Source organism: Massilia sp. UYP34 (assembly GCF_056279385.1).
In genome coordinates this window covers 1-24,382 of the sequence record NZ_JBWBRF010000010.1, presented here as the reverse complement: position 1 = coordinate 24,382, position 24,382 = coordinate 1, and the positions used below count along the sequence as shown (strand labels likewise).

The window sequence follows — 24,382 nt, the reverse complement described above, 5'->3', positions numbered from 1 at the left end:
TGCGACGCCGTCGTTGGCGCCGTGGGGCAGGGTGGACGGCCATACGCCGTCCAGGCGTTTGACGGCTTTACTTATCCAGGCTGACCTTGTCGCCCGGCGCCGTTTCCGGTTTGCCGAAAATCTCCCGATACCCCACATACATCGCGCACTGCAGCAGCAGGATGAACAGGAAGATCACCCACATGATCACCACCCGCGCCAGATTGTTCCCGCCCAGCAGCATGGCGATCACCATGCACACGGCGAAGAAGATCGCGAACCAGGCCAGCAGCAGCACCAGGAACACGCCGGCGCTGCGCTTGACGGCAAAGAAGCTGTAGAACACCGCCTTGAACGGCGGCATCTTTTGCCAATAGGTGAGCGGGGCGGCGAAGCACAGCGAGATCAGCGCCGCGACGTCGATCGCAAAGATCAGGAACATCGCCAGCACGTCCGATCCCGCCAGCACGGCCGGGGTGCCGGTCGTGCCCTGGGCCCGGACCTGCTCCCAGAACGTCGCATCGACGGCGAAACGGGTGATCAGCGCCAGCACCAGCGACACGGCCAGGTAGACCACGCCGACCTTGCACAGTTCGCGCAATACCGGCTTGCGGAATCCCGTCAGCAGCACCGCGGGCGAGACGCGCTGGCCGCTCTCGATCATCGAGCATCCCATCATGAAGGCCATCGAGAACGAGGGAATCAGGATCACCGCCACCATCGGACCCAGCAGTGGCACGGCGCTGATCAGGATGCTGATGAGGATGTTCGCGAACAGCAGCGTGGTGAGGGCCGCGGGTTGTTGACGGAACAGGCTGGCGCCGCGTTTGAGCCAGATCCAGCCGGTGATAGCAGGCAAATTGTTCATTTAGGGCAAATTCGGCGCCGGGCAAGCGATACGCTCGCGCAGGATGCGTTCGAAATGGGTCGGATCGTGCGGCGTCAACAGCTCGGCCGCACGGGGAAGATGCAGATCATACAGGCGCGACAGCCAGAAGCGAAGCGCGCCGGCGCGCAGCATCGGCTGCCAGGCGGCGCGCTCGTCGTCGGTGAATAGCCGCACCTCATGGTAGGCGTCCAGCAGTGCACGCACCCGGGCCGCGTCAAGAACGCCCGTCGCCAGGTCGACGCACCAGTCGTTGACGGTCACGGCGACGTCGTACAGCCAGGTGTCGACGCCGGCGAAATAGAAGTCGAAGCAGCCGCTCAGGCGCTCGCCCTCGAACATCACGTTGTTGCGGAACAGGTCGGCGTGCACCGGCCCGCGCGCCAGCTTCGCGTAAGTCGCACTGGTGGCGAACGCGCTCTGGTACGCCACTTCGGCGCGCAGCAGCGCCGCTTCGGCTTCGTCCAGGTACGGCAGGACGGCCGGCGCGGTCTCCACCCACCAGTCCAGCCCGCGCAGATTGGGTTGGTGCAGGGCGAAATCCCGGGCCGCCAGGTGCATGCGCGCCAGCATGCGGCCCACTTCGGCGCAGTGCACCGGCTGCGGGTCGAGCTGGGAGCTGCCTTGCAGGCGGCTGACGATGATCGCCGGCTTGTCGTGCAGCGCGACCACCAGTTCGCCGTCCACGTTCGGCACCGGCGCCGGCACCGGAATGCCGCGTTCGGCCAGGTGCGCCATCAGCTTGACGTAGAAGGGGAGCTGGTCGAAGCGCAGGTTCTCGAAGATCGTCAGCACATATTGGCCGCGCTCTGTGTTCAAGAAAAAATTGCTGTTATCGATGCCGGAGGAAATGCCTTCGAGCCCGACGGCCTGGCCGAGCGGGTACTGCTTGATCCACTGGTGAAGGTCATCCAGCGAGACCGCGGTAAATACTGCCATGTGCTAACAAAAGAGTAGGTGAGAACCCGCCGCCGCGACTTCGCGCCGCGGCCGTGGGGATCATTGTTTGGTGGTCGGCTCCAGCGCGGGCGGCGGCGGCACGTCGGCGCGGGCGGGTACGCCCGGACGCGCGGGGGCCGGCGCGACCGGCTGATCGGCTGTGTCCTGCTTCTTGGGATTGCCAAAGTCGAATTCCATCACCGTCCATTGTGGGGCACGGATGTCATTGCTGGTGGCATCGCCGGGTTGGGCATTGCCTGGTGCAACGTTGGGCTTCATGGTGTAGCGGCTCGGGCCGCTTTCTACTTCGACCTGGGTGACCGTGCCGTCATTGCTGCGGCGCTCGGTGATCTTGGTGCGCTGGCGCGGCGGAATCGTGGTGGCCGGCGTGTCGCTGCCCGGCTCGATGCGTTCGAGTTGGGGCGGCGCATCGCTGGGGCGCTGCTGGTTCTGCGGCGGGGTCGGCGTCGGTTGCGTCGGAGGCAACGCCGATTGCTGGGCCGCGGCCGAGCCGGCGAGCAGGCAAAGCGTCAGGAGGGCGGAGCGGGGTGTCGAGCGCAGCATGATGGTCACCTAATGTCGTTTAGTCCATTGTAGCAAACAGCGTCCCTGCCCAGTGAAAAGTGTGCCAAAACCTTATGTTTCAAAGGGGCTGGTGCCTTGAAGCTCAGGCACGGGCGCTGATGCGGATTCTGCGATAATGGCGCTTACCCTGGCGCCACGGATGGCGCCGCCTGCTGAATTCCTGAATGTCGCCCCCCTATGGACAATACCCTGCTGCTCGTTGACGGTTCCAGTTATCTTTATCGCGCCTTCCACGCGCTGCCCGACCTGCGCAGCCCGGACGGCTTCCCGACCGGGGCCATGCACGGCATGGTCAATATGCTGCGCCGCCTGCGCGCCGACTTTCCGGCCGCCTATATCGCCTGCGTCTTCGATGCCAAGGGCAAGACCTTCCGCGACGACCTGTATCCCGAATACAAGGCCACGCGCGCCTCGATGCCGGAAGACCTGGGCAAGCAGATCGAACCGATCCACGAAGTGGTGCGCTACATGGGCTGGCCGATCCTGATGGTCGACGGCGTCGAAGCGGACGACGTGATCGGCACCCTGGCGGTGCAGGCCACGGCGCGCGGCATGAAGACCGTGGTCTCGACCGGCGACAAGGACCTGGCCCAGCTGGTCAACGACAAGGTCATGCTGATCAATACCATGACCAACGAGCGCATGGACGAGGCCGGCGTGCTGGCCAAGTTCGGCGTGCCGCCGAACCGCATCATCGATTACCTGACCCTGGTCGGCGACACCGTCGACAACGTGCCGGGCGTGGCCAAGTGCGGCCCCAAGACCGCGGTCAAGTGGCTCACCCTGCACGGCTCGCTCGATGGCGTGATCCAGAACGCGGCCAGCATTGGCGGCGCGGTCGGCGCCAACCTGCAGGCGGCCCTGGAATGGCTGCCGAAAGGCCGCGAGCTGATCACCGTCAAGACCGACTGCGACCTGGTCAAGCACGTGGTCTCGTTCGAGGAAACACTGGTGGGCCGTCCGGAGGACGCCGAGGCGCTGCGTGATTTTTTCCAGCGCTATGGTTTCAAGACCATGCTGCGCGACCTGGGCGGCGCCAGGCCGGGCGACGGCAGCGTGCGTCCGGCCGCCGGCAGCGCGCCGGGCGGTGGACCGCTCAATTCGCCCGAAGGCGCGGCCACCCTGGCAGGCATGCCGGTCATCAAGGGTGAATACGAAACGATCCTCACCGACGAGCAGCTCGACAAATGGCTGGCGCTGGTCGACGCGGCCGAACTGACCTCGGTCGACACCGAAACCACCTCGCTCGACCCGATGATGGCCGAGATGGTCGGCATTTCGCTGTCGGTCGAGGTGGGCAAGGGCGCCTACATCCCGGTGGCGCACCGCTACGCCGGCGCGCCGGACCAGCTGTCGCGCGAGCACGTGCTGGAAAAGATGCGCGGCTGGCTGGAAAACCCGGCCAAGCCGAAGGTGGGTCAGAACCTCAAATACGACATGCACATCTTCGCCAACCACGGCGTGGTGTTGCGCGGCGTCGCGCACGACACGCTGCTGCAATCCTACGTGTTCGAATCGCACAAGCCGCACGATATGGACACGATGGCGATGCGCCACCTCGGCTACACCACGATTCCCTACGTGGACGTGTGCGGCAAGGGCGCCAAGCAGATCTGCTTCGACCAGGTCGAGCTGGCGCGCGCCACCGAGTATGCCGCCGAGGATTCGGACATCACCCTGCGCCTGCACCAGAGCATGCTGCCGGAAGTCGAGAAGGACAAGGGCCTGGCCTACATCTACCGCGAGATCGAGATGCCGACCATGGAAGTGCTGCACAAGATCGAGCGCAACGGCGTGCTGATCGACAGCGCACTGCTCGACGTGCAATCGGGCGAACTGGGCAAGCGCATGATGGAGCTGGAACAGCAGGCCTACGAGGCGGCCGGCGGCCCGTTCAACCTGGGTTCGCCGAAACAGATCGGCGAGATCTTCTTCGGCAAGCTCGGCCTGCCGGTGATCAAGAAGACCGCCACCGGCGCGCCGTCGACCGACGAAGAGGTGCTGCAAAAGCTGGCCGAGGATTATCCGCTGCCGAAGATCCTGCTCGAGCACCGCGGCATGTCGAAGCTCAAGTCGACCTATACCGACAAGCTGCCGAAGATGGTCAACCCGAACACCGGCCGCGTGCACACCAATTATGCGCAAGCGGTGGCGATCACCGGCCGCCTGTCGTCGAACGAGCCGAACCTGCAGAACATCCCGGTGCGCAACGCCGAAGGCCGCCGCATCCGCGAAGCCTTCATCGCCGCCCCCGGCCACATGATCGTCTCGGCCGATTATTCGCAGATCGAACTGCGCATCATGGCGCACATCTCGGGCGATGCGGCGATGCTGAAGGCCTTCGCCGACGGCGAAGACATCCACCGCGCCACCGCCGCCGAGATCTTCGGCATCCCGCCCGCCGACGTGCAGAGCGAGCAGCGCCGCTACGCCAAGGTGATCAACTTCGGCCTGATCTACGGCATGAGCGCCTTCGGCCTGGCCGGCAACCTGGGCATCGAACGCGCCGCGGCCGCCAACTACATCGAGCGCTATTTCGCGCGTTTCTCGGGCGTGAAGCAGTACATGGACAACACGCGCCTGGAAGCGAAGGCGCGCGGCTACGTCGAAACCGTGTTCGGCCGCCGCCTGTGGCTGCCCGAGATCAATTCGCCGAACGGCCCGCGCCGCGCCGGCGCCGAACGCGCGGCGATCAATGCGCCGATGCAGGGCACGGCGGCCGACCTGATCAAATTGGCGATGATCGCGGTGCAGAATTGGATTGAAAGCGATGGGCTGGGCACGCGCATGATCATGCAGGTGCACGACGAACTGGTGCTCGAAGTGCCGGAAGGTGAGCTGGAACTGGTGCGGGTCAAGCTGCCGGAGCTGATGGCGGGCGTGGCCAGGCTGAACGTGCCGCTGCTGGCGGAGACGGGCGTGGGCAAGAACTGGGAGGAAGCCCACTAAGGGTGATCAACGGGCCTTCCACAGCCGGAAGTCATCCAGGCCGACAATGCAACGAATCTTCAATTCAGGACACTAGGCCTGCGGCTGCACGCCCGGCGCCGGATCGTGGCAGACGACGCAGACCTTGTTGCCCTCGGTGTCCCTGAAATAGGCCGCGTAGTAATGCGGATGGTATTCGGGACGCAGCCCCGGCGCGCCTTCCGGCATCGCGCCGTGATCGATTGCGGCCCGGTAGGCCAGGTCCACGGTGAGCCGATCCGCGGCCGTCAGCGCCACCATCTGGCCGTTGCCTGCCACGTGAGGATTGCCGTCATACGGCGCCCCGATCAGCAGCAGGGGGCGTGGGCCGGGATGCGATTGCCATCCTGCCCACGGCCGTTCGCGGTCGCAGAAGCGCAGCGGATTGCCGAGCGCTTCCATCAGCGCCGCATACAGCCGGAACGTGCGTTCGAAGTGGTTGGTGCCGATGAATACGTGCGAAAACATCGTTGTCTCCTGTCGTCGGTGCCGTTGCGGTGCTCAGTCCAGGGCGGCGGCCAGGATCTGCTGCTGGTCCGGCTGCGCCGTCTCGCAGTTGGCCAGGTGGATCACCGACATCCGCAGCGCCGGAATCCTCAGGATGAGCGTATTGAATCCCCACAGCCCGCCGCCGTGGAACACGACGTCATGGCCTGCGCGCTGGATCACCTCCAGCCCGAAGCGGTAAGCCGGCGCCGAACCGTCCAGCAAGGGTGACGGCTGCAGCATCGCATGCAGCAGGCTCGATGGATCGGCCCACTGGCGGTGCCAATCTTTTTCCCAGCGTAGCAGCTCGTTGATGCTGGCATACACGCCGCCGTCGCCGACCGTGTTGGCATTGCCCAGGTGCTGCCTGTAGCCGAAGGGACGCGCGGGATCGGCCTCGTAACTGAAGACCCGGTGTTCGATGATGCTGAAGCGGTCCTCGTCGAACGCGATGCGCCGCATGCCCAGCGGATCGAACAGCTTATCTCGGGCGTAGCGGGCGAGCGGCATGCCGCCCAGGCGTTCCACCAGGGCGGCGAGCAGGATGTAGTTGCTGTTGCTGTAGCGGTACCCGGTCGAGGTGGGGAAGACGACGGTGTCGAGGCGCGCGATCAGCGCGAGAATCATCCGGTTGTCGAAGTAGTCGGCCTCGTGGCGCGCCAACTGGCATTCGATGAACTGGAAATAGTCGGGAATGCCGCTGCTGTGGTTGAGCAGGCTGCGCAGCGGGAAGGGCTGTTCGAACTTCGCCAGCTCCGGCAGGTAGGCGCAGACGTCGTCATCGAGCGCGATGGCGCCCTCGCGCACCAGCGACAGCACGCAGGCAGCGGTGAACTGCTTGGATTCGGATGCGAGGTAATAGGCCGAGTCCGAGGACAAGGGCACCTTCAGTTCGAGCGACGCCATGCCGTGGTGAAGCTCGAATACGGGCTTGCCTTCGCACAGGACGGCGGCGCTGAAGCCCGGGCCGTCCGGCGGCAAGGTCGATTGCAGTTGCGTGAAATAGTCTTCCAGCCGGTGCACGAAAATCCCTGTGTTGTCCGATACGAGCCGACAAGTATAAACTCAGGCGGCTTGCGGGTTCAGGTAGACGGATTGTCCAGCAAAACGAGCTTGCCCGCGCGCGCCCGCGAGGCATTGGCAAGCAGGCTGGCGGCAGATCGGTGCTAGGGAACCATCGTCTTGCCCATCCGTGCGGCGCGTGCAATTGGCCCGGGCGATGCTAAACTGGCAATCCTGTCCAACTCTGTCCAGAAAGGGATGTTCATGAAAGATCTCGTCAACGATGCCCACAGCCTGCTGGGCGCCAGCGCCTATGACGACGGCGTGAAGCGGCGCGACTTTTTGAAGGCGGCGATCGGCACCGGCTTTGCCGCGGCCGCGCTGCCGGTGGTCGCGCAGACCCAGATCCAGACCGATACCGAAGGCCTCGACGCGGCCGACAGCATCCTCGTCATCGAGGGTCAGGACGTGCCCGTGTACCGCGCCCAGCCGCGCGGCAAGACCAACGTCCCGGTCATCCTGGTGGTGTCCGAGATCTTCGGCGTGCATGAACACATCAAGGACGTGGCGCGCCGCTTCGCCAAGCAGGGTTATATGGCGATCGCGCCCGACCTGTTCGTGCGCCAGGGCGATGCCACCAAGGCGCCGTCCACCGCCGAACTGATGAAGAACATCGTGTCCAGGACCCCGGACGCGCAGGTCATGTCCGACCTCGACACCGTGGTGGCCTGGGCCAAGCAGCGCGGCGGCGACACCAGCAAACTGGGCATCACCGGTTTCTGCTGGGGCGGGCGCATCACCTGGCTGTACGCGGCGCACAACCTCGACGTCAAGGCCGGCGTGGCCTGGTATGGCCGCCTGGTGGGCGAGGTGACCCCCAACACGCCGAAACACCCGGTCGACGTCGCCCAGAACCTCAAGGTGCCGGTGCTGGGCCTGTACGGCGGCAAGGACGGCGGCATCCCGCTGGACACGGTCAAGCGCATGCAGGCCGCGCTCGACAAGGGCAACAGCCGCTCGACCATCCACGTGTATCCGGATGCCGACCACGCCTTCCACGCCGACTACCGCCCGAACTACAACGAGGCCGACGCCAGGGACGGCTGGAACCGCGCGCTGGCCTGGTTCCGCAAGCACGGCGTCGCCTGACGCCTGTGTGCCTGTCTCTTTAGACAGGCTCTTGGACGACCGCGGGCCGGGAGCGGTACAATGCCCGGTTTGCGGATCGTCGCAAGAACAGAACAAGAGGCTTTCAAATCGACCCGCTTTTCGACCCGACCCTGAGTTCCATCCTGCTGGCCACCGTGATCGCCGGCGTCGTCAGCATTTCGGGGGCTGCGCTTTTCTCGTTCGCCCTGCTGTCGAAAGTGGTCGAAAAGATGGTCAGCCTGTCGGTCGGCATCATGCTGGCGACGTCGCTGCTGCACGCGCTGCCCGAAGCCTTCGAATCGGGCGCCGACATCAAGAGCCTGTTCGCCACCCTGCTGGGGGGGCTGCTGGCGTTCTTTTTATTGGAAAAAGTGGCGCTGCTGCGCCATTCGCACCACCACGAAGGCGACGGACACCACCACGCCCACGGCCATGACGCGCGCGAGGCCGGCAAGTCGGGCTGGATGATCCTGCTCGGCGACGGCATGCACAACTTCACCGACGGCATCCTGATCGCGGCGGCCTTCCTGGCCGACCCGGAAGTCGGCATCGTGACCGCCCTGGCCATCGTCGCCCACGAGATCCCGCAAGAAATCGGCGACTTCATCGTCCTGCTCAACGCCGGCTTCTCGCGCCTGCGCGCCTACGTGTTCAACCTGCTGTGCAGCCTGCTGGCGGTGGCGGGCGGCCTGCTGGGCTACTTCACGCTGGACCAGGCCAGCGGCCTGATTCCCTACGTGCTGGTGTTCGCCTCGTCGGGCTTCATCTATATCGCGGTGAGCGACCTGATGCCGCAGATGCAGCGCCGGGCGACGCTGAAGGAATCCGTGCCGCAGGTGTTCCTGATCGGCCTTGGCGTGGCGATCGTGGTGGCGTTGCACGCGTTTTGAGGCTGGTGGCTGAGAAGGTTCACTTGGGTTCCCGCCTTCGCGGGAACGACGGTTCATGAGCTAGACGACGATATCGACGCACGTAGTCCACATACGCCAGCACGTCGTTCCCGCGCAGGCGGGAATCCAAGGCAACACGCTTAATCCGCGCCTTTCGCGACCGGCCGAGACGAATCGCCGACCCACTCGCTCCACGATCCCGGATACAGGCTCGCCCCCGGCATGCCCGCCACTTCCAGCGCCAGCAGGTTGTGGCAGGCGGTCACGCCCGAGCCGCACTGCATGATGGCGCGTTGCGGATCATCCACCAGTGCGCCGAACTCGGCGCGTAGCTGGCCAGCATCCTTGAACCGGCCGTCGGACTGCAGGTTGTCCTTGAAGAAGCGGTTCTTCGCGCCCGGGATGTGGCCGCCCACCGGGTCGATGGTTTCGTTCTCGCCGCGGAAGCGGTCGGCCGCGCGGGCGTCGATCACGATGCGCTGGCCGCTCTCCAGGTTGTCCATCACCTCGCGCACCGTTACCGTGGGCACGAAGGGCGCGCGGATGCCCAGCGATCCGCGCGGCCTGGCCGGCGTTTCAGTCGACAAGGGCTGGCCCAGCGCCTGCCAGGCCGTCATGCCGCCGTCGAGCACCGCCACCGCCTCGTGGCCCAGCCAGCGCAGCAGCCACCACAGGCGCGCCGCGAACATGCCGCCGTGGGCGTCGTAGGCGACCACCTGCGTGTCGTCGTCGATGCCGAACGCGCGCAGGGCCTCGGCCAGCGCTTCCTTCTCGGGCAGCGGATGACGGCCGCGGAACGCGCCGTCGGGCCCATGTTTGGCGCCCGACAGCACGGTCTCGATGTCGGCGAACACCGCGTTCGGCAGGTGGCCGGCGGCATAGCCTTCGCGGCCGGCGGCGAGATTCACCAGGTCGTGGCGGCAGTCCACCACCACCCACTTGGGGTCGTCGATACGGGTGGCCAGTTCGCTGGCCGAAATCAGGGTCTTGAACATGACGTGACGTCTCCTTCTACGATTCGCTGACCACGGGGTCCTGGTCCTTGACGACGGCGCCGCGCGCCGTCTTGCGGGTATTGTAGAACGTCGCGGCCAGTCCCGAGAACAGGATCACGCCGATGCCCAGCCACACGTGCCAGTCGAAGGCGTCGCCCCAAAGGATCAAGCCCCACAGGGTGGAGAACACGATGCCGGTGTACTGCAGGTTGGCCACCACCAGCACCTTGCCCACGCGGTAGGCGCGGGTCATGCACATCTGGGCGATCAGGGCGGCGCCGCCGATTCCCAGGAGCAGCAGGGCCCCGTACATCGTGTGCGCATGGAACAGGGCGCCCTGCGGGCCGTCGCCGCCCACGGTGGCGGCCAGGCCGACCAGGGTCGTCGTCAGCGAAAAATAGAACACCACGCGGTACTCGGGCTCGCCCAGCTGGCCGAGCTTGCGCACCTGCATATAGGCCATGGCCGAGATCATCGACGAGCACACGCCGGCCAGGCCGCCCAGCCACTGCTGGCTCTCGACCGCCGGCTGCAGCACCATGGTCACGCCGAAGAAGCTGGAGGCGATCGCCACCACCAGCGGCCATTCGGCATGCTTGGTCTTGGTCCACCAGCCCATGGCGAACATCCAGGCCGCGATCCAGATCGGGGCCATGTAGTTGAGCGTCATCGCGGTGGCCAGCGGCAGGCGGCCGATCGCGAAGAACCACAGCCACAGCGAGGTCACGCCGACCAGGCTGCGCCACAGGTGCGCCTTGCCGAAATCCGTCTTGAAGGTGCCGCCCTGGCGGCGCACCATGAACAGCAGGATGAGGGTGCCGACCAGGCCCCGGTACATCAGGAGTTCGGAGGTGGAATAGAACTCGGAAGCCAGCTTCACGCCCGCGCCCATGGCGGCGAACGCGAAGCTGGCGTACAACATCCAGAGGGAAGCCATCGGATTTCCAGTGAAAGACCGCGCGGCATGCGCGCCGCGCGGTCCGTGACGCCAGGGTGCGGCGCCGGTTTTACGACATGAGTTACAAGGCGATCCTGCTGCGATACCACTCGTGGAAGTGCTGCATGCCGTCTTCCATCGGCGACTGGTATGGACCGACCTCGTTGACGCCGCGCGCCAGCAGGATCTTGCGGCCGGCGTCCATGCGCAGGCCGATCTCGTCGTCCTCGACCGCCGTTTCCATATAGGCGGCGCGCTCGGCCTCGACGAATTCGCGCTCGAACAGCGCGATCTCTTCGGGGTAGTAGAACTCGACCACGTTGCGGGTCTTCTGCGGGCCGTCCGGCCACAGGGTCGACACCACCAGCACGTTCGGGTACCACTCGACCATGATGTTCGGGTACAGGGTGAGCCAGATCGCACCGTACTTCGGCGGCTGGCCGTTGTTGAACTTCAGGACCTGCTCCTGCCAGCGCTTGTACGCCGGCGAGCCGGCCTTCTGCAGCGCGCGGTTCACGCCCACGGTCTGCACGCTGTAGTCGCTGCCGAATTCCCATTTCAGGTCGTCGCACGAGACGAAGTTGCCCAGGCCCGGGTGGAAGGGCTCGACGTGGTAGTCCTCCAGGTAGACCTCGATGAAGGTCTTCCAGTTGTAGTCGCACTCGTGGATCTCGACGTGGTCGAACATATAGCCCGAAAAATCGAGGTCCTTCGTCACCGACAGCTTGCCGAGCTTTTCCATCACGTTGTAGCCGTTCTGTTCGAACAGCAGGCCGTTCCAGTTCTGCAGCGCGGTCCTGGACAGGTTCAGGCACGGCGTGTCCGCGAAATGCGGTGCGCCGATCAATTCGCCCTTCAGGTCATAGGTCCAGCGGTGCAGCGGGCAGACGATGTTCTTCGCATTGCCGCGGCCATTGAACATCAGCGCCTGGCGGTGACGGCAGACGTTGGAAAGCACTTCGATGCCTCCCGGGTTACGCACCAGCATGCGGCCTTCGTGTTCGGAGGCGAGCGTCGCGAAGTCCCCGGTTTCCGGCACCATCAATTCATGGCCGATGTAGCGCGGGCCATTGTGGAACAGTTGCTGCATCTCGCGCCTGAGGAGCGCGTCGTCAAAATAAACATTTACCGGAAGCTGTGCGTTCGAGCGCGCCAGCTTGGCGTGGGTAGCCAGATCGGACATCCCAACCCCCCTTTAAGGTAGCTTCCAAAGAAGAGAAAGAATCCAAAGACCAGTATTTAAGTAGAGGAATACGGTATTTCGGACAGAACCGGAGATTATACTGCGTAACGGGCTCTACCGTCCTGGGCCGGCGCGAGATTGTGGTGCGCGGCGTTTGATGTATTGCCGATGAGGCATGGTTTTCATATTGAAAAAAGGGCAGCGAGGCGACAAATAGCGGGGCGTCGGCCGGATTCTTGACGCATTTGCTCACACTTACTAGTTGTGAATGCTGCAATGTGCACCCCCCGTGGGGTGGGATTGATCTAAAATACGCGATTGGACTGACCCACGGCGCACAACTGGGCGCCTCACGATAGCGACTTATGGCAAAGAATATGACGGCGGACGGCGCGCCCGCGGCAGCGGTGGCTGCCGGGACGACCGCACCGCAATCCTTCGAGCAGGCGATGGCCGAACTGGCCCAGCTCGTGACACAGATGGAATCCGGCGCCTTGCCGCTGGAAGCCTCGGTCGCGGCCTATGCGCGCGGCTCCGAACTGGTCAGGTATTGCGCGGCCCAGCTCGAAAAAGTCGAGTCGCAGGTCAAGGTGCTCGAAGGCGACATGCTCAAGCCATTCAGCGACGACGAGGCGGCGCAATGAAGACCGGCCTCGATGCGGCGCAGGATTTCAGCGCCTGGACGCGCGCCGTCCAGGCCAGCGTGGAGGAAGCGCTCGACGCGTTCCTACCGCCGGCCGACCGGGAGCCGCACAAGCTGCACCAGGCGATGCGCTACACCACGCTCGGCGGCGGCAAGCGCGTGCGCCCGCTGCTGGCGTATGCCGCCGGCGCGCTGTTCGACGCCGACCCCTCGGCGCTAGCCCGGGTCGCGAGCGCGGTCGAGATGATCCACGTGTATTCGCTGGTGCACGACGACATGCCGTGCATGGACGACGACGCCCTGCGCCGCGGCAAGCCGACGGTGCACGTGGCCTATGACGAAGCGACCGCGCTGCTGGTCGGCGACACCCTGCAGGCGCAAGCCTTCGAGGTGGTGGCCGGCCTTGATGTCGCGGCGCTGCCGCCGGCGCGCCAGTTGACGATGGTGCGCCTGCTGGCGCAGGCCGCCGGCTCGAACGGCATGTGCGGCGGCCAGGCGATCGACCTCGATAGCGTCGGCCTGGCGCTCACCCGCGAGCAGCTCGAGCGCATGCACCAACTGAAGACCGGCGCCATGCTGCGCGTGTCGGTGCTGCTCGGCGCGCTCGCCGGCCGCGACCTGGCCCAGGAAGAGCTGCAAGCATTAGATGCCTATTCCGCCGCGGTGGGACTGGCGTTCCAGGTGGTCGACGACGTGCTCGACGCCACCGCCGATTCGGCCACGCTGGGCAAGACCGCCGGCAAGGACGCGGCCGACAACAAACCGACCTATGTGTCGATCCTCGGCCTGGAGCCATCGCGCGCGCTGGCCGAACAACTGCGGCGTGACGCGCACGAAGCGCTGGCGCCATTTGGAGACAAAGCACAGCGTCTGCGCGAACTGGCAGACCTGATCGTGCAGCGGAAGGCTTAAATGAACCTGCTAGAAAAAATCAACGACCCATCCGACCTGCGCAAATTGCCGCGCACCCAGCTCATCCCGCTGGCGCACGAACTGCGCCAGTTCCTGCTCGAGTCGGTATCGAAGACTGGCGGCCACCTGTCGTCCAACCTGGGCACGGTGGAGCTGACGATCGCGCTGCACTACGTGTACGACACGCCGCGCGACCGCATCGTGTGGGACGTCGGCCACCAGACCTATTCGCACAAGATCCTCACCGGCCGCCGCGGCCGCATGCCCACGTTGCGCCAGCTGAACGGCCTGTCGGGCTTCCCCAAGCGCGACGAAAGCGAATACGACACCTTCGGCACCGCCCATTCGTCGACCTCGATCTCGGCGGCGCTGGGCATGGCCACCGCGGCCAGGATCAAGGGCGAGGACCGCCATGCGATCGCCGTCATCGGCGACGGCTCCATGACCGCCGGCATGGCGTTCGAGGCCCTGAACAACGCGGGCGTGGAAGAAGACGTCAACCTGCTGGTCATCCTGAACGACAACGACATGTCGATCTCGCCGCCGGTCGGCGCCCTGAACCGCTACCTGGCGCGCCTGCTGTCGGGCCAGTTCTACGCCGCCGCCAAGAACGTGGGCAAGAGCGTGCTGCCGGCGCCGGTGCTCGATCTCGCGCGCAAGCTGGAAGAGCATGCCAAGGGCATGGTGGTCCCGGCCACGATGTTCGAGGAATTCGGCTTCAACTACATCGGCCCGATCGACGGCCACGACCTCGATTCCCTGATCCCGACGCTGGAAAACATCAAGAAGCTCAAGGGCCCGCAATTCCTGCACGTGGTGACCAAGAAGGGCCAGGGCTACAAGTTGGCCGAGGCCGAGCCGATCCTGTACCACGGAACCGGCAAGTTCAACCACCTCGAGGGCATCAAGCCGGCCGCCGCGCCGGGCAAGATCACGTATACCGAGGTGTTCGGCAACTGGCTGTGCGACATGGCAGCCGCAGATAAACGCCTGGTCGGCATCACGCCGGCCATGCGCGAAGGCTCGGGCATGGTGCGCTTCCACCAGGAGTACCCGCAGCGCTACTTCGACGTCGGCATCGCCGAGCAGCACTCGGTGACCTTCGGCGCCGGTATCGCCACCGAGGGCTTGAAGCCCGTGATCGCGATCTACTCGACCTTTTTGCAGCGCGCCTACGACCAGCTGATCCACGACGTGGCGCTGCAGAACCTGGACGTGACCTTCGCGCTGGACCGTGCGGGCCTGGTGGGCGCCGACGGCGCGACCCACGCCGGCAACTACGACCTGGCCTACCTGCGCTGCATCCCGAACATGGTCGTGATGGCTGCCTCGGACGAGAACGAGTGCCGCCAGATGCTGACCACCGCCTATCACTACCCCGGCCCGGCCGCGGTGCGCTATCCGCGCGGCGCCGGCGTCGGCGCCCAGATCGAGGACAAGCTCGTGTCGATCGAGATCGGCAAGGGCGAGGTGCGCCGCACCGGCAAGGACGTCGCGATCCTGGCCTTCGGCTCGATGGTGGCGCCGAGCATCAAGGCGGGCGACGAGCTCGATGCGACGGTGGCCAATATGCGCTTCGTGAAGCCGCTCGACGTCGAACTGGTCAAGCGCCTGGCGCAGGAGCACGATTTACTGGTGACGGTGGAAGAGGGCTGCATCATGGGCGGCGCCGGCGCCGCCGTGATGGAAGCGCTGGCAGCGGCGGGCATTGCCAAGCCGGTACTGAACCTGGGCCTGCCCGACAACTTCATCGACCAGGGCGATCCGGCAGCGCTGCTGGCGTCGGTGGGCCTGGATGCCAAGGGCATCGCGGCGTCGATCCGCGCACGCCTGGTGGCGCAGGGCGAACCGCGGCTGGTGGTGAACAACGGCTGACCGCTCCGGGCGCACCAGCAAAAAGCCCCGCTTTCTCGCGAAAGCGGGGCTTTTTGCTGGGTCTGGCCGCCTGTTCGAACGGTGGGGCGAATCGCCGTCGTGGGACCGGTTTCTTGTCACCCTGGCTGGCCGAACAGCGCCTCGGCGCGCTGGTACAGGATCCAGGAAGTAGCGATGTACTTGTCGCCGCTCTTGGCCATGTTGCCGCGGTGGGTGTGGGTGAAGCCGGCCGGCGCGATCACCAGCCGCCCCTTTTTTGGGACGATCTTGCGGCCCTGGTACAGGAACTCGGTCTCGCCGCCATCTTCCACGTCGTTGAGATAGACCATCCACAGCAGCACCCGGTGCAGCGAATCGCAGCTGGCGTTCTGCGGATAGATCTCGGAATGCCAGTGGTGGTAGCCGCCGCTGCCGCGCTGGTATTTCTGCAGGTTGATGGTGCCGGGCCGGTACAGCACGCGCACCAGGTCTTCGATATACGGACGGCCGACTTCTTCGAAGTTGTCCATCGACAATACCGTCGGCGTGCCGGTGGACGGATGCGCCAGCGTCGGCGACAGGGACCCCATCAGCAGCATGCGGTAGCGGTCGACGTACTGCACCAGGTGGCGCGTCATCGTCTCGAGCAGCAGCTGGGTGACGTCGTCCCACTCGCGGTGCAGGTTGATGGTGATGTCGTAGCTGTCCTTCTTGCCGACGTCGACGCCGTTGCCGGTGCGTCCGCGCACGACCTTGTCGCTGGCCTCGAAGCGCGCCAGCAGGGCGTCGCATTGCTGCGCCGTGAGCGCGCCGTCGTACACGCCGATCAAGTCATCCATCCTGCCGTCCATGGATCAGCCCCGCTTGCGTTCGTGCTGCCACAGCACGTCGCTGCCGCCCGCATGGCGGTTCAGCACGCGCGCCAGCACGAACATCAGGTCGGACAGGCGGTTGACGTACTGGCGCGGGTGGGCGTGGATCTGCTCCGCCTTGGACAGCGCCACGATGGCGCGCTCGGCGCGCCGGCACACGGTGCGGCAGACGTGGGCGGTGGCGGCCGCGCGCGAGCCGGCCGGCAGGATGAATTCCTTCAGGACCGGCAGGTCGGCGTTGTACTTCTCGAGCAGGCCGTCCAGGCGCACCACGTGCTCTTCCTTGATCATCTGGTAGCCGGGGATGCACAGCTCGCCGCCCAGGTCGAACAGGTCGTGCTGGATCGAGACCAGCTCTTCGCGCAATGCGGCTGGCATATCTTCGCACAGCAGCAGGCCGACGAAGGAGTTGAGTTCGTCGACTTCGCCCAGCGCGTGGATGCGCGCGCTGTCCTTGCCGGTGCGGCTGCCGTCACCCAGGCCGGTGCTGCCGTCGTCGCCGGTGCGGGTCGCGATTTTCGAGAGGCGGTTGCCCATGATGTTGCCTTATGCGTTGGTGAGAAAAAACGATGGGGTCAGGATACGATAAAACGTGGCGAATGTGCTCGCTTCTGCTTACAATCAAAGCATGCTCGATCGAACCTCCCATCCCGATCACCATCCCGACCCGGCGGCGCGGCGCGCCCAGGTGGCGGCGGCCCTGCGCGCGCGCCTGCCGGCGTCCTCTGTGCTGTCCGACCCCGAAGACACCCGGCCCTATGAATGCGACGGCCTGGCCGCCTACCGCCAGCTGCCGCTGGTCGTGACCCTGCCCACCGACGAAGCGCAGGTGCTGGCCATCCTCGCGGTCTGCCGTGAGTTGCAGGTGCCGATCGTGCCGCGCGGCGCCGGCACCGGCCTGTCGGGCGGCGCGCTGCCGATCCACGATGGCGTGGTGCTGTCCACCGCGCGCATGAACCAGATCAAGCGCGTCGACCCGCTGGCGCGCACCGCCGTCGTCCAGCCGGGCGTGCGCAACCTGGCGATCTCCGAAGCCGCCGCGCCGTTCGGCCTGTACTACGCGCCCGACCCGTCGTCGCAGATCGCCTGCACCATCGGCGGCAACGTGGCCGAGAATTCGGGCGGCGTGCACTGCCTCAAATACGGACTGACGGTGCATAACGTGCTGCGGGTGCGGGTGGCCACGATCGAGGGCGACATCGTCGAACTGGGCGGCGCGGGGCTCGACGCGCCGGGGCTCGACCTGCTGGCCGTGTTCATCGGTTCCGAAGGCATGCTCGGCATCGTCACCGAGGTGACCGTCAAGCTGGTGCCCAGGCCGGCGCTGGCCCAGGTCATCATGGCCTCGTTCAATGACGTCGTCACGGCCGGCAATGCGGTGGCCGACGTGATCGCGGCCGGCATCATCCCGGCCGGCCTCGAGATGATGGACCGCACCTCGGTGCGCATGGTCGAGCCCTTCGTGCGGGCCGGCTACGACCTCGATGCCGCCGCCATCCTGCTGTGCGAGGCCGACGGCACGGCGCTCGAAGTGGCCGAGGAGATCGCGCGCATGAGCGCGGTGCTCGCGCGCGCCGGCGCCACTGCGATCACGGTGTCGCAGAGCGAAGCGGAGCGGGTGCGCTTCTGGTCCGGCCGCAAGAACGCCTTTCCGGCGGCCGGCCGCATCTCGCCCGACTATTACTGCATGGACGGCACCATCCCGCGCAAGCAGCTGGCGCGGGTGCTGGCCGGCATCGCAGCAATGGAACAGACCTACGGCCTGCGCTGCTCGAACGTGTTCCACGCCGGCGACGGCAACATGCATCCGCTGATCCTGTTCGACGTCAGCGTGCCCGGCGAATTCGAGCGCGCCGAAGCCTTCGGGGCCGCGATCCTGGCGCTGTGCGTCGAAGTAGGCGGCACCATCACCGGCGAGCACGGCGTGGGCATGGAAAAGATCAACTCGATGTGCGTGCAGTTCGGCCGCAAGGAGCTCGACGCCTTCTTCGCAGTCAAGCATGCCTTCGACCCGGTCGCGCTGCTCAATCCGGACAAGGCGATCCCGACCCCGCACCGCTGCGCCGAATTCGGCAAGCTGCACGTGCACCATGGCGAGGTCCCGTTCCCGGACCTGCCGCGTTTTTGAACGAGGGCCGATATGGGCACGACCGAACGATTCCAGGAGCAGGTGCTGGCCGCGGCGCGCGATCGCGCGCCGCTGTGCATCCGCGGCGGCGGCACCAAGGACTGGTATGGCGGCGCGCATGCCGCGCCACAGGCCGCCATCCTCGACACCCGCGACCATGCCGGTGTCGTCGACTACGAGCCGACCGAACTCGTGATCACGGCGCGCTGCGGCACGCCGCTGGCCGAGATCGAGGCGCTGCTGGCCCGGCACAACCAGATGCTGGCCTTCGAGCCGCCGCATTTCGGCGCCGGCGCCACCGTGGGCGGCACGGTCGCGGCGGGCCTTTCCGGTCCACGGCGCGCCAGCAGCGGCGCCACGCGCGATTTCGTGCTCGGCGCCCGACTGCTGGACGGGAAGGGCGACGTGCTGGCGTTCGGCGGCAAGGTGATGAAGAACGTGGCCGGCTACGACGTCTCGCGCATGCTGGCCGGTTCGATGGGCACGCTCGGCCTGCTGCTGGAAGTGTCGCTGAAGGTGCTGCCGCGGCCCTTCGCCGAGGCCACGCTGCGCTTCGAGATGAGCGAGATCGACGCCATCCGGCGCCTGAACGAATGGGGCGGCCAGCCCTTGCCCCTGTCGGGCAGCGCCTGGTGCGGCGGCCAGCTGGCGCTGCGCCTGTCCGGCGCCGAGGCGGCGGTCGACGCCGCGATGCGGCTGCTGGGCGGTGAAGCGGTGCCCGATGCGGCGGCATTCTGGATGGAGGTGCGCGAGCAGCGTCATGCCTTCTTTTCCAATGCCATGGCCAACGCGGCGCCCCTGTGGCGCCTGTCGGTGCCGTCGACCACCGGCGCGCTCGCGCTCGGCGGCGACCAGCTGATCGAATGGGGCGGCGCCCAGCGCTGGCTGCGCGCCGATGGCGACGCCGCGACGGCCCAGGCGATCCGGCAAACGGTACAGGCTTGCGGCGGCCATGCGACCCTGTTCCGTGGCGGCGACAAGGGCGGCGGCGTGTTCCAGCCGCTGGCGCCGGCGCTGGCGCGCATCCATGCGCGCATGAAGGACGCCTTCGATCCCGCGCACGTCTTCAATCCGGGCCGCCTTTATCCAGAAAGCGCGAGCTGATCATGCAAACCCTACTTGCCGACTTCATCAAGGGCACGCGCGAAGGCGAGGAAGCCGCGGCGATCCTGCGCGCCTGCGTACACTGCGGCTTCTGCACCGCCACCTGCCCGACCTATCAGCTGCTGGGCGACGAACTCGATGGCCCGCGCGGACGCATCTACCTGATCAAGCAGGTGCTCGAGGGCGCGCAGCCGACCCGCAAGACCCAGCTGCACCTGGACCGCTGCCTCACCTGCCGCAACTGCGAGACCACCTGTCCGTCCGGCGTCAAGTATGGCCGCCTGGTCGACATCGGCCGCAAGCTGGTCGACGAGCGCGTGCCGCGCCCGTTGAGTGAACGGATCAAGCGCACCACGCTCAAGGAATGCCTGCCGCGCGCCGGCGTGTTCCGGCCGGCCTTCAGGGCGGGGCAGGCGCTGCGACCCCTGTTGCCGGCCGCTCTGCAGGACAAGCTGCAGCCGGCGCGCGCCGCCGGCCTGTGGCCGACCCGAGCCCATGCGCGCAAGATGCTGTTGCTGGACGGCTGCGTGCAGCCGGCGATGGCGCCGAACATCAACGCGGCCACCGCGCGCGTGCTCGACCTGCTCGGCGTGCAGCTGCTGGTGGCGCCCAGGGCCGGCTGCTGCGGCGCGCTGCGCTACCACATGAACGACCAGGACGGCGGCCTGGACGACATGCGCCGCAACGTCGACGCCTGGTGGCCCCATGTGGAGCAGGGCCAGGTCGAGGCGATCGTGATGACCGCCTCCGGCTGCGGCGTGACGGTCAAGGAATACGGCCACCTGCTGGCGCACGATCCGGCTTACGCCGACAAGGCGCGCCGCATCAGCGAGATCACGCGCGACCTGTCCGAGATCCTGCCGCAGTTCGAGGAGCAGATCAGGGCGCGGACGCAGGGGAAGAACGCGCCGCGCGTCGCCTATCACCCGCCCTGCACCTTGCAGCATGGCCAGCAAATCCGCGGCAAGGTCGAAAGCGTGCTGCACGCGGCCGGCGTGGACGTGGTGCTGTGCGTCGACAACCACCTGTGCTGCGGCTCGGCCGGCGCCTATTCGGTCCTGCAGCCGGAGATCGCGCACGCCCTGCGCGACCGCAAGCTGGCCAGCCTGGATGCGACCGGCGCCGAGGAGATCGTGTCGGCGAACATCGGCTGCCTGACTCACCTGCAGTCGGGGACCGACAAAGCGGTCACGCACTGGATCGAGCTGCTCGAGCGGGCCTTGCGCTGATTGCCCGCGCGAGCGCAACGCCGATTTCCCGGCCATGTTAGGATCGCGCCGAAGCCGGCAATCGGCGGGAAACCAGTGGCAACCAACAGGAACGATCTTGAGCTTTACCTTCCAACTCGTGCGTGATGACGAGGGCGGCCCGGCCGCCGTGGTCTTCGAAGACAGCAGCAGCCCCGGCCTGGTCCCGGTCTGGGAAGCGGCCGGCGTCTATGACGCGCTGTACAACAGCGACGGCCGCATGGCGCGCGACGTGTCGCGCGCCATCGCCTACGGCATCGACCGGTTGAACGAGAACGCCGCGCTGGGCGGCCTGCTGCCGCCAGGCGTCTCGATGACCGAGGCGATCCGCTTCCTCGACAACGTCAGCCGTGGCTGCACCATCCACGGCGTGGCGCGCATCCAGACGCGCTGACGACGAATCCGTAGGGTTTGGCAAACGCGGGGCGACGATTCTATGGTCATCCGTGGCAATGGCTTGTACCATGTGAGCGTTCTGCTCGACAATGAAAGCATCTTATGACCTTGCAAATTCTCTCCCGTTCCGTGTGTCTGGCCGTGTTTGCGGCCGCCTGCGCCATTCCCGTCCAGGCCGAAAGCTTCGCCTCCTCGGCCTCCAGCGCCGGCTCGGCGTCCTCGGCCAGCATTTCGGATTCGATCAGCGATTCCAGCACCAGTTCGAGCGGCGACGACAAGGTGGCGGCGGGCGACTACCGCGTGATCGACATCGCCAACGCGCCGAACAAGCCCGACACCACCCGCCTGACCCTGCGTGCCGAAGCCGGCCAGGCCCGCACCTTCTTCCTCGACGTGCCGAACCGCGCCATGGCCCAGCGCCAGGTCAATGCCGGCGACGTGGTGCGCGTGAACGAGCGCGTCTACGGCTACGAATTCGCCCACGCCGACACCCAGCGCGCGTTCTTCCTGGCCCTGCAGGACGACTGGCAGCGCGACCTGGCGTCGCGCAAAGTCGTCATCTGATGCGGCTGCGCAGGGCGGCCGCCACGGCAGCGCTGGCGCTCGGCCTCTGCGCCACCTTCAGCGGCGCGGCCTGGGCCGGCCTGCCGACGTTCTGCGAGCGCGAGAGCGACATCACCGCGCTCGAACAGGACCGCGTGCTGCGCTTTGCCGGCGTGGTCCGCCAGGAACTCGAACGCTCGGGCGGCAAGGTCGCCCTGATTTCCCGTGCCGGCGTGGACCTGAGCCGCTTCGGCCTGCTGTATTCGCATGCCGGCGTCGCCCTACGCGACGATGCCGATGGCGCCTGGGCCGTGCGCCAACTGTACTACGCCTGCGACGACGCCCGTCCGCACCTGTTCGACCAGGGCATCTCGGGCTTCGCGCTCGGGGCCGATGCGCCATCGAGCGGCCATGTGTCGCTGCTGTTCCTGCCCGAGCACGACGGCGCGCAGCTCGAGCGCGCCGCGCGCGACAAGGGGCTGGCGCTGGCGCTGCTGGCGGGGAAGTACAGCGCCAACGCCTATGCCTTCAGCACCGATTACCAGAACTGCAACCAGTGGGTGGCCGAAATGCTGGCGCTCGCCTGGGGCGACGTGGCAGTGCAGGGCGGGCAGGTGCGCGAGCGGGCGCAGGACTGGCTGCGCGCGCAGGGCTACGTCGCCGGGCCGGTCAGGGTGCCGGGTCACTTGCTGATGTTCGCCGGGCAGTTCGTGCCGCTGGTGCACGTGGACGACCATCCGGTGGACGACCTGCACGCCCTCGCGTTGCAGGTGAGCGTGCCGGCCTCGATCGAAGCCTTCGCGCGTCAGCGCGCGCCGCAGACGCAGCGCGTGGAGATCTGCCACGACAAGGGGCGCATCGTCGTGCGGCGCGGCTGGGAGCCGCTTGGCGCGGCGTGCGAGCCGGGGCCGGATGACGAGGTGGTGATGCTCACGCCGTGAGCGCACAAGCCGACAAGGGAGAGAGGATGGGACGTCATTCCAGACTCCCGCCCGCGCCGGGCAGGCACATCGCGCTGCTGGCCTGCATGTTTGCTGGCATGCAGGCCAGCAGCGGCCGACGTCTTGCCGGCTCACCTGGCGGACACCTGGGGCACGGCCGAATCGCTGTATGGAGGCGAAGCCGGGCAGTCGCAGATGTATCTCGACTCCGATGGCTACGGCGTCATGGCCGGCTCCACGTCACCTCCCACACGTATCGACGGCAAGGATGACGAAGGGCCGCAAGTGCGCGCGCTCATCGGTTTTCCGCTGCGCGCGGGGATCACCTGCCGCACGAGGCGGTAGGGCCGACAATGAGCTGCATGGGCCTGGACGCAAGCCTGTGGTCATGAGGCGATACAGCGAGACGGTGGCGGCTGAGGTGGCCCGCACGCTCGAGCAAGTGTGATCCATGGCACATCAAGACGTCAGGCCAGCGGTTTCTCAATATCCTCGTCATAGCCGGCGCGTGGAGCGTGGCTTGGCGATCAGCACTGCAGATGAGTGCACATGCTAACGATTTGTTCTTCCTCAAATATTGTTTCTTCGGAATTTGTAATATTTACAAATTAATCTTGAAACGGTTGTTCATATTTTTACAACACATGCTCTAAATAACTAGACTGGAATGTAAGGCAGAGATTAACATTTCGGAAACAAGTAGCCGTCGTAGCCGTTTTTACGACTGCAAGAATGGATAGTGCTGTCCGCACCGTCTCCGATCCCATGTTGATACAGTCTGCGACCACATGCACTATCGTGCCGAAATTGACGGGCTCAGGGCCGTTGCGGTTCTTCCAGTCATACTTTTCCACGCGGGCTTCTCGCTGTTCAGCGGTGGTTATGTTGGCGTAGATATCTTTTTTGTCATCAGCGGCTATCTGATCACTTCCATTATTTTGAAGGAAATGGAAGAGGGTCGATTCAGTATCATCACTTTCTATGAGCGGCGGGCGAGACGGATTCTGCCGGCGCTCTTTCTGGTAATGGCCATATCCATCCCTTTTGCGTGGATGTGGTTGATCCCTTCGGATTTCAAGGAATTCAGCAAGAGCATCGTTGCGGTCATTCTCTTCTCGTCCAATATCCTGTTCTGGCAATCCAGCGGTTATTTCGAGACGGCCGTCGACCTCAAGCCACTACTTCACACATGGAGTCTTGCGGTCGAAGAGCAGTATTACCTTCTGTTCCCGGTATTCTTGTTGATGACGTGGCGTCTGGGTAGACCGATCCTGGCAATACTCGTCTCTTTGCTGATTATTCTGAGTCTCTCACTGGCGCAGTTCGCCTCGACTATCGATCCAACCGCAACGTTTTATCTGCTGCCCATGCGTGGATGGGAGATGGGTATCGGCGCACTGGCTGCCATGTACACCAATAAATCGGGCGAATCGCGTTCTCTGGTGCGTGACGAGATCCTGGCAATGCTCGGGCTTGGCCTGATTGCAGCGAGCATTGTCCTGTATGACGAGCATACTCCGTTCCCCAGCCTGTATACCCTGGCGCCGACAGTCGGCACTGTGCTGGTTATTCTATATTGCACGCCCTCGACACTGGCGGGGAAACTTCTCACGACGCGAATCATGGTCGGCGTCGGACTCATCAGTTATGGCCACCTCTAAAAACCTCGGCCGAGACGCCTGCGGCTGGGTAAAATCCTGACATCGAACCAAGCCAGCGAGTGCCGTCATGATGAAACCCCGTA

The 24,382-nt window shown here is 65.7% G+C and carries 24 protein-coding genes; 14 read left to right on the top strand and 10 right to left on the bottom strand.

The features are described from left to right. Positions 1 to 67: 67 nt before the first annotated feature. The 3 genes from ACZ9AQ_RS15885 to ACZ9AQ_RS15875 are packed head-to-tail and all read right to left on the bottom strand — an operon-like array spanning position 68 to position 2,368. A complete protein-coding gene (locus ACZ9AQ_RS15885) occupies positions 68 to 847 on the bottom strand; it encodes a BPSS1780 family membrane protein (RefSeq protein ID WP_429204489.1) in 780 nt (259 codons plus the stop codon). Then, positions 848 to 1,804 carry a homoserine kinase gene (locus tag ACZ9AQ_RS15880; protein ID WP_429204488.1) on the bottom strand — a complete coding sequence of 319 codons (957 nt, stop codon included), beginning with the start codon at positions 1,802 to 1,804 and terminating at the stop codon, positions 848 to 850. 60 nt (positions 1,805 to 1,864) lie between these two features. After that, positions 1,865 to 2,368 (bottom strand): hypothetical protein, encoded by a 504-nt coding sequence (locus ACZ9AQ_RS15875; protein WP_429204694.1) that lies wholly within the window; start codon positions 2,366 to 2,368, stop codon positions 1,865 to 1,867. Positions 2,369 to 2,566: 198 nt separating this feature from the next. On the opposite strand from ACZ9AQ_RS15875, the gene polA reads away from it, so the two are divergent. Beyond that, positions 2,567 to 5,338, top strand: coding sequence for a DNA polymerase I (polA, locus tag ACZ9AQ_RS15870; RefSeq protein WP_429204486.1), 2,772 nt, complete (start codon positions 2,567 to 2,569; stop codon positions 5,336 to 5,338). 72 nt (positions 5,339 to 5,410) lie between these two features. Here polA and ACZ9AQ_RS15865 read toward each other — a convergent pair whose 3' ends face one another. Both ACZ9AQ_RS15865 and ACZ9AQ_RS15860 read right to left on the bottom strand, forming a co-directional pair. Then, on the bottom strand, positions 5,411 to 5,824 hold the full coding sequence (locus tag ACZ9AQ_RS15865; protein ID WP_429204485.1) for a VOC family protein: 414 nt from the start codon (positions 5,822 to 5,824) through the stop codon (positions 5,411 to 5,413). Between the two features lie 33 nt (positions 5,825 to 5,857). Continuing rightward, complete coding sequence (locus ACZ9AQ_RS15860) at positions 5,858 to 6,865, bottom strand: serine hydrolase domain-containing protein (protein ID WP_429204484.1); 1,008 nt, start codon at positions 6,863 to 6,865, stop codon at positions 5,858 to 5,860. A 243-nt stretch (positions 6,866 to 7,108) separates the two neighbouring features. Between ACZ9AQ_RS15860 and ACZ9AQ_RS15855 the strand changes: the two genes are divergently transcribed. Together ACZ9AQ_RS15855 and ACZ9AQ_RS15850 are read left to right on the top strand one after the other, a co-directional pair. Further along, entirely contained in the window at positions 7,109 to 7,993 is an 885-nt protein-coding gene (locus ACZ9AQ_RS15855) for a dienelactone hydrolase family protein (protein ID WP_429204483.1), read from the top strand. A gap of 155 nt (positions 7,994 to 8,148) precedes the next feature. Beyond that, positions 8,149 to 8,883 (top strand): ZIP family metal transporter, encoded by a 735-nt coding sequence (locus ACZ9AQ_RS15850; RefSeq protein WP_429204482.1) that lies wholly within the window; start codon positions 8,149 to 8,151, stop codon positions 8,881 to 8,883. A gap of 140 nt (positions 8,884 to 9,023) precedes the next feature. Here the strand turns inward: ACZ9AQ_RS15850 and ACZ9AQ_RS15845 are convergent, their stop codons facing one another. The 3 genes from ACZ9AQ_RS15845 to ACZ9AQ_RS15835 all read right to left on the bottom strand — a co-directional run bounded on the left by ACZ9AQ_RS15845 (position 9,024) and on the right by ACZ9AQ_RS15835 (position 11,998). Next, positions 9,024 to 9,878 carry a sulfurtransferase gene (locus tag ACZ9AQ_RS15845; RefSeq protein ID WP_429204480.1) on the bottom strand — a complete coding sequence of 285 codons (855 nt, stop codon included), beginning with the start codon at positions 9,876 to 9,878 and terminating at the stop codon, positions 9,024 to 9,026. Between the two features lie 16 nt (positions 9,879 to 9,894). Further along, positions 9,895 to 10,815: a DMT family transporter gene (locus ACZ9AQ_RS15840; RefSeq protein ID WP_429204478.1), complete on the bottom strand. Its 921-nt coding sequence runs from the start codon at positions 10,813 to 10,815 to the stop codon at positions 9,895 to 9,897. Positions 10,816 to 10,897: 82 nt separating this feature from the next. Then, entirely contained in the window at positions 10,898 to 11,998 is a 1,101-nt protein-coding gene (locus tag ACZ9AQ_RS15835) for an aromatic ring-hydroxylating oxygenase subunit alpha (RefSeq protein ID WP_429204477.1), read from the bottom strand. A 377-nt stretch (positions 11,999 to 12,375) separates the two neighbouring features. Between ACZ9AQ_RS15835 and ACZ9AQ_RS15830 the strand changes: the two genes are divergently transcribed. From ACZ9AQ_RS15830 to dxs, 3 genes are read left to right on the top strand one after another with little or no spacing between them, the layout of a single operon-like run. Further along, a complete protein-coding gene (locus ACZ9AQ_RS15830) occupies positions 12,376 to 12,642 on the top strand; it encodes an exodeoxyribonuclease VII small subunit (RefSeq protein ID WP_429204692.1) in 267 nt (88 codons plus the stop codon). Beyond that, entirely contained in the window at positions 12,639 to 13,553 is a 915-nt protein-coding gene (locus ACZ9AQ_RS15825; RefSeq protein WP_429204475.1) for a polyprenyl synthetase family protein, read from the top strand. Before ACZ9AQ_RS15830 ends, ACZ9AQ_RS15825 begins: the two co-directional genes overlap by 4 nt. Further along, positions 13,554 to 15,428, top strand: coding sequence for a 1-deoxy-D-xylulose-5-phosphate synthase (gene dxs, locus ACZ9AQ_RS15820; RefSeq protein WP_429204473.1), 1,875 nt, complete (start codon positions 13,554 to 13,556; stop codon positions 15,426 to 15,428). A gap of 116 nt (positions 15,429 to 15,544) precedes the next feature. Here dxs and ACZ9AQ_RS15815 read toward each other — a convergent pair whose 3' ends face one another. Continuing rightward, entirely contained in the window at positions 15,545 to 16,246 is a 702-nt protein-coding gene (locus ACZ9AQ_RS15815) for a 2OG-Fe(II) oxygenase (RefSeq protein ID WP_429204471.1), read from the bottom strand. Positions 16,247 to 16,261: 15 nt separating this feature from the next. Next, on the bottom strand, positions 16,262 to 16,816 hold the full coding sequence (locus ACZ9AQ_RS15810; protein WP_429204470.1) for a cob(I)yrinic acid a,c-diamide adenosyltransferase: 555 nt from the start codon (positions 16,814 to 16,816) through the stop codon (positions 16,262 to 16,264). Positions 16,817 to 16,907: 91 nt separating this feature from the next. On the opposite strand from ACZ9AQ_RS15810, the gene ACZ9AQ_RS15805 reads away from it, so the two are divergent. The 8 genes from ACZ9AQ_RS15805 (at position 16,908) to ACZ9AQ_RS15770 (ending at position 24,299) form a co-directional block, all read left to right on the top strand. Next, positions 16,908 to 18,407 carry an FAD-linked oxidase C-terminal domain-containing protein gene (locus ACZ9AQ_RS15805; RefSeq protein WP_429204468.1) on the top strand — a complete coding sequence of 500 codons (1,500 nt, stop codon included), beginning with the start codon at positions 16,908 to 16,910 and terminating at the stop codon, positions 18,405 to 18,407. A gap of 12 nt (positions 18,408 to 18,419) precedes the next feature. Beyond that, complete coding sequence (gene glcE / locus ACZ9AQ_RS15800; protein ID WP_429204466.1) at positions 18,420 to 19,511, top strand: glycolate oxidase subunit GlcE; 1,092 nt, start codon at positions 18,420 to 18,422, stop codon at positions 19,509 to 19,511. Between the two features lie 2 nt (positions 19,512 to 19,513). Beyond that, positions 19,514 to 20,740, top strand: a complete 1,227-nt coding sequence (glcF, locus tag ACZ9AQ_RS15795; RefSeq protein ID WP_429204465.1) for a glycolate oxidase subunit GlcF — start codon at positions 19,514 to 19,516, stop codon at positions 20,738 to 20,740. 97 nt (positions 20,741 to 20,837) lie between these two features. Further along, positions 20,838 to 21,152, top strand: a complete 315-nt coding sequence (locus tag ACZ9AQ_RS15790) for a hypothetical protein (protein ID WP_429204464.1) — start codon at positions 20,838 to 20,840, stop codon at positions 21,150 to 21,152. Positions 21,153 to 21,256: 104 nt separating this feature from the next. Continuing rightward, a complete protein-coding gene (locus tag ACZ9AQ_RS15785) occupies positions 21,257 to 21,718 on the top strand; it encodes a hypothetical protein (protein ID WP_429204463.1) in 462 nt (153 codons plus the stop codon). Then, the gene (locus tag ACZ9AQ_RS15780) at positions 21,718 to 22,638 is read left to right on the top strand and encodes a DUF2145 domain-containing protein (RefSeq protein ID WP_429204462.1); all 921 of its coding nucleotides are present in this window, start codon (positions 21,718 to 21,720) and stop codon (positions 22,636 to 22,638) included. Before ACZ9AQ_RS15785 ends, ACZ9AQ_RS15780 begins: the two co-directional genes overlap by 1 nt. Before the next feature lie 123 nt (positions 22,639 to 22,761). Beyond that, positions 22,762 to 22,983 (top strand): hypothetical protein, encoded by a 222-nt coding sequence (locus ACZ9AQ_RS15775; protein WP_429204461.1) that lies wholly within the window; start codon positions 22,762 to 22,764, stop codon positions 22,981 to 22,983. Between the two features lie 443 nt (positions 22,984 to 23,426). Then, positions 23,427 to 24,299 carry an acyltransferase family protein gene (locus ACZ9AQ_RS15770; protein ID WP_429204459.1) on the top strand — a complete coding sequence of 291 codons (873 nt, stop codon included), beginning with the start codon at positions 23,427 to 23,429 and terminating at the stop codon, positions 24,297 to 24,299. Positions 24,300 to 24,382 lie beyond the last annotated feature (83 nt).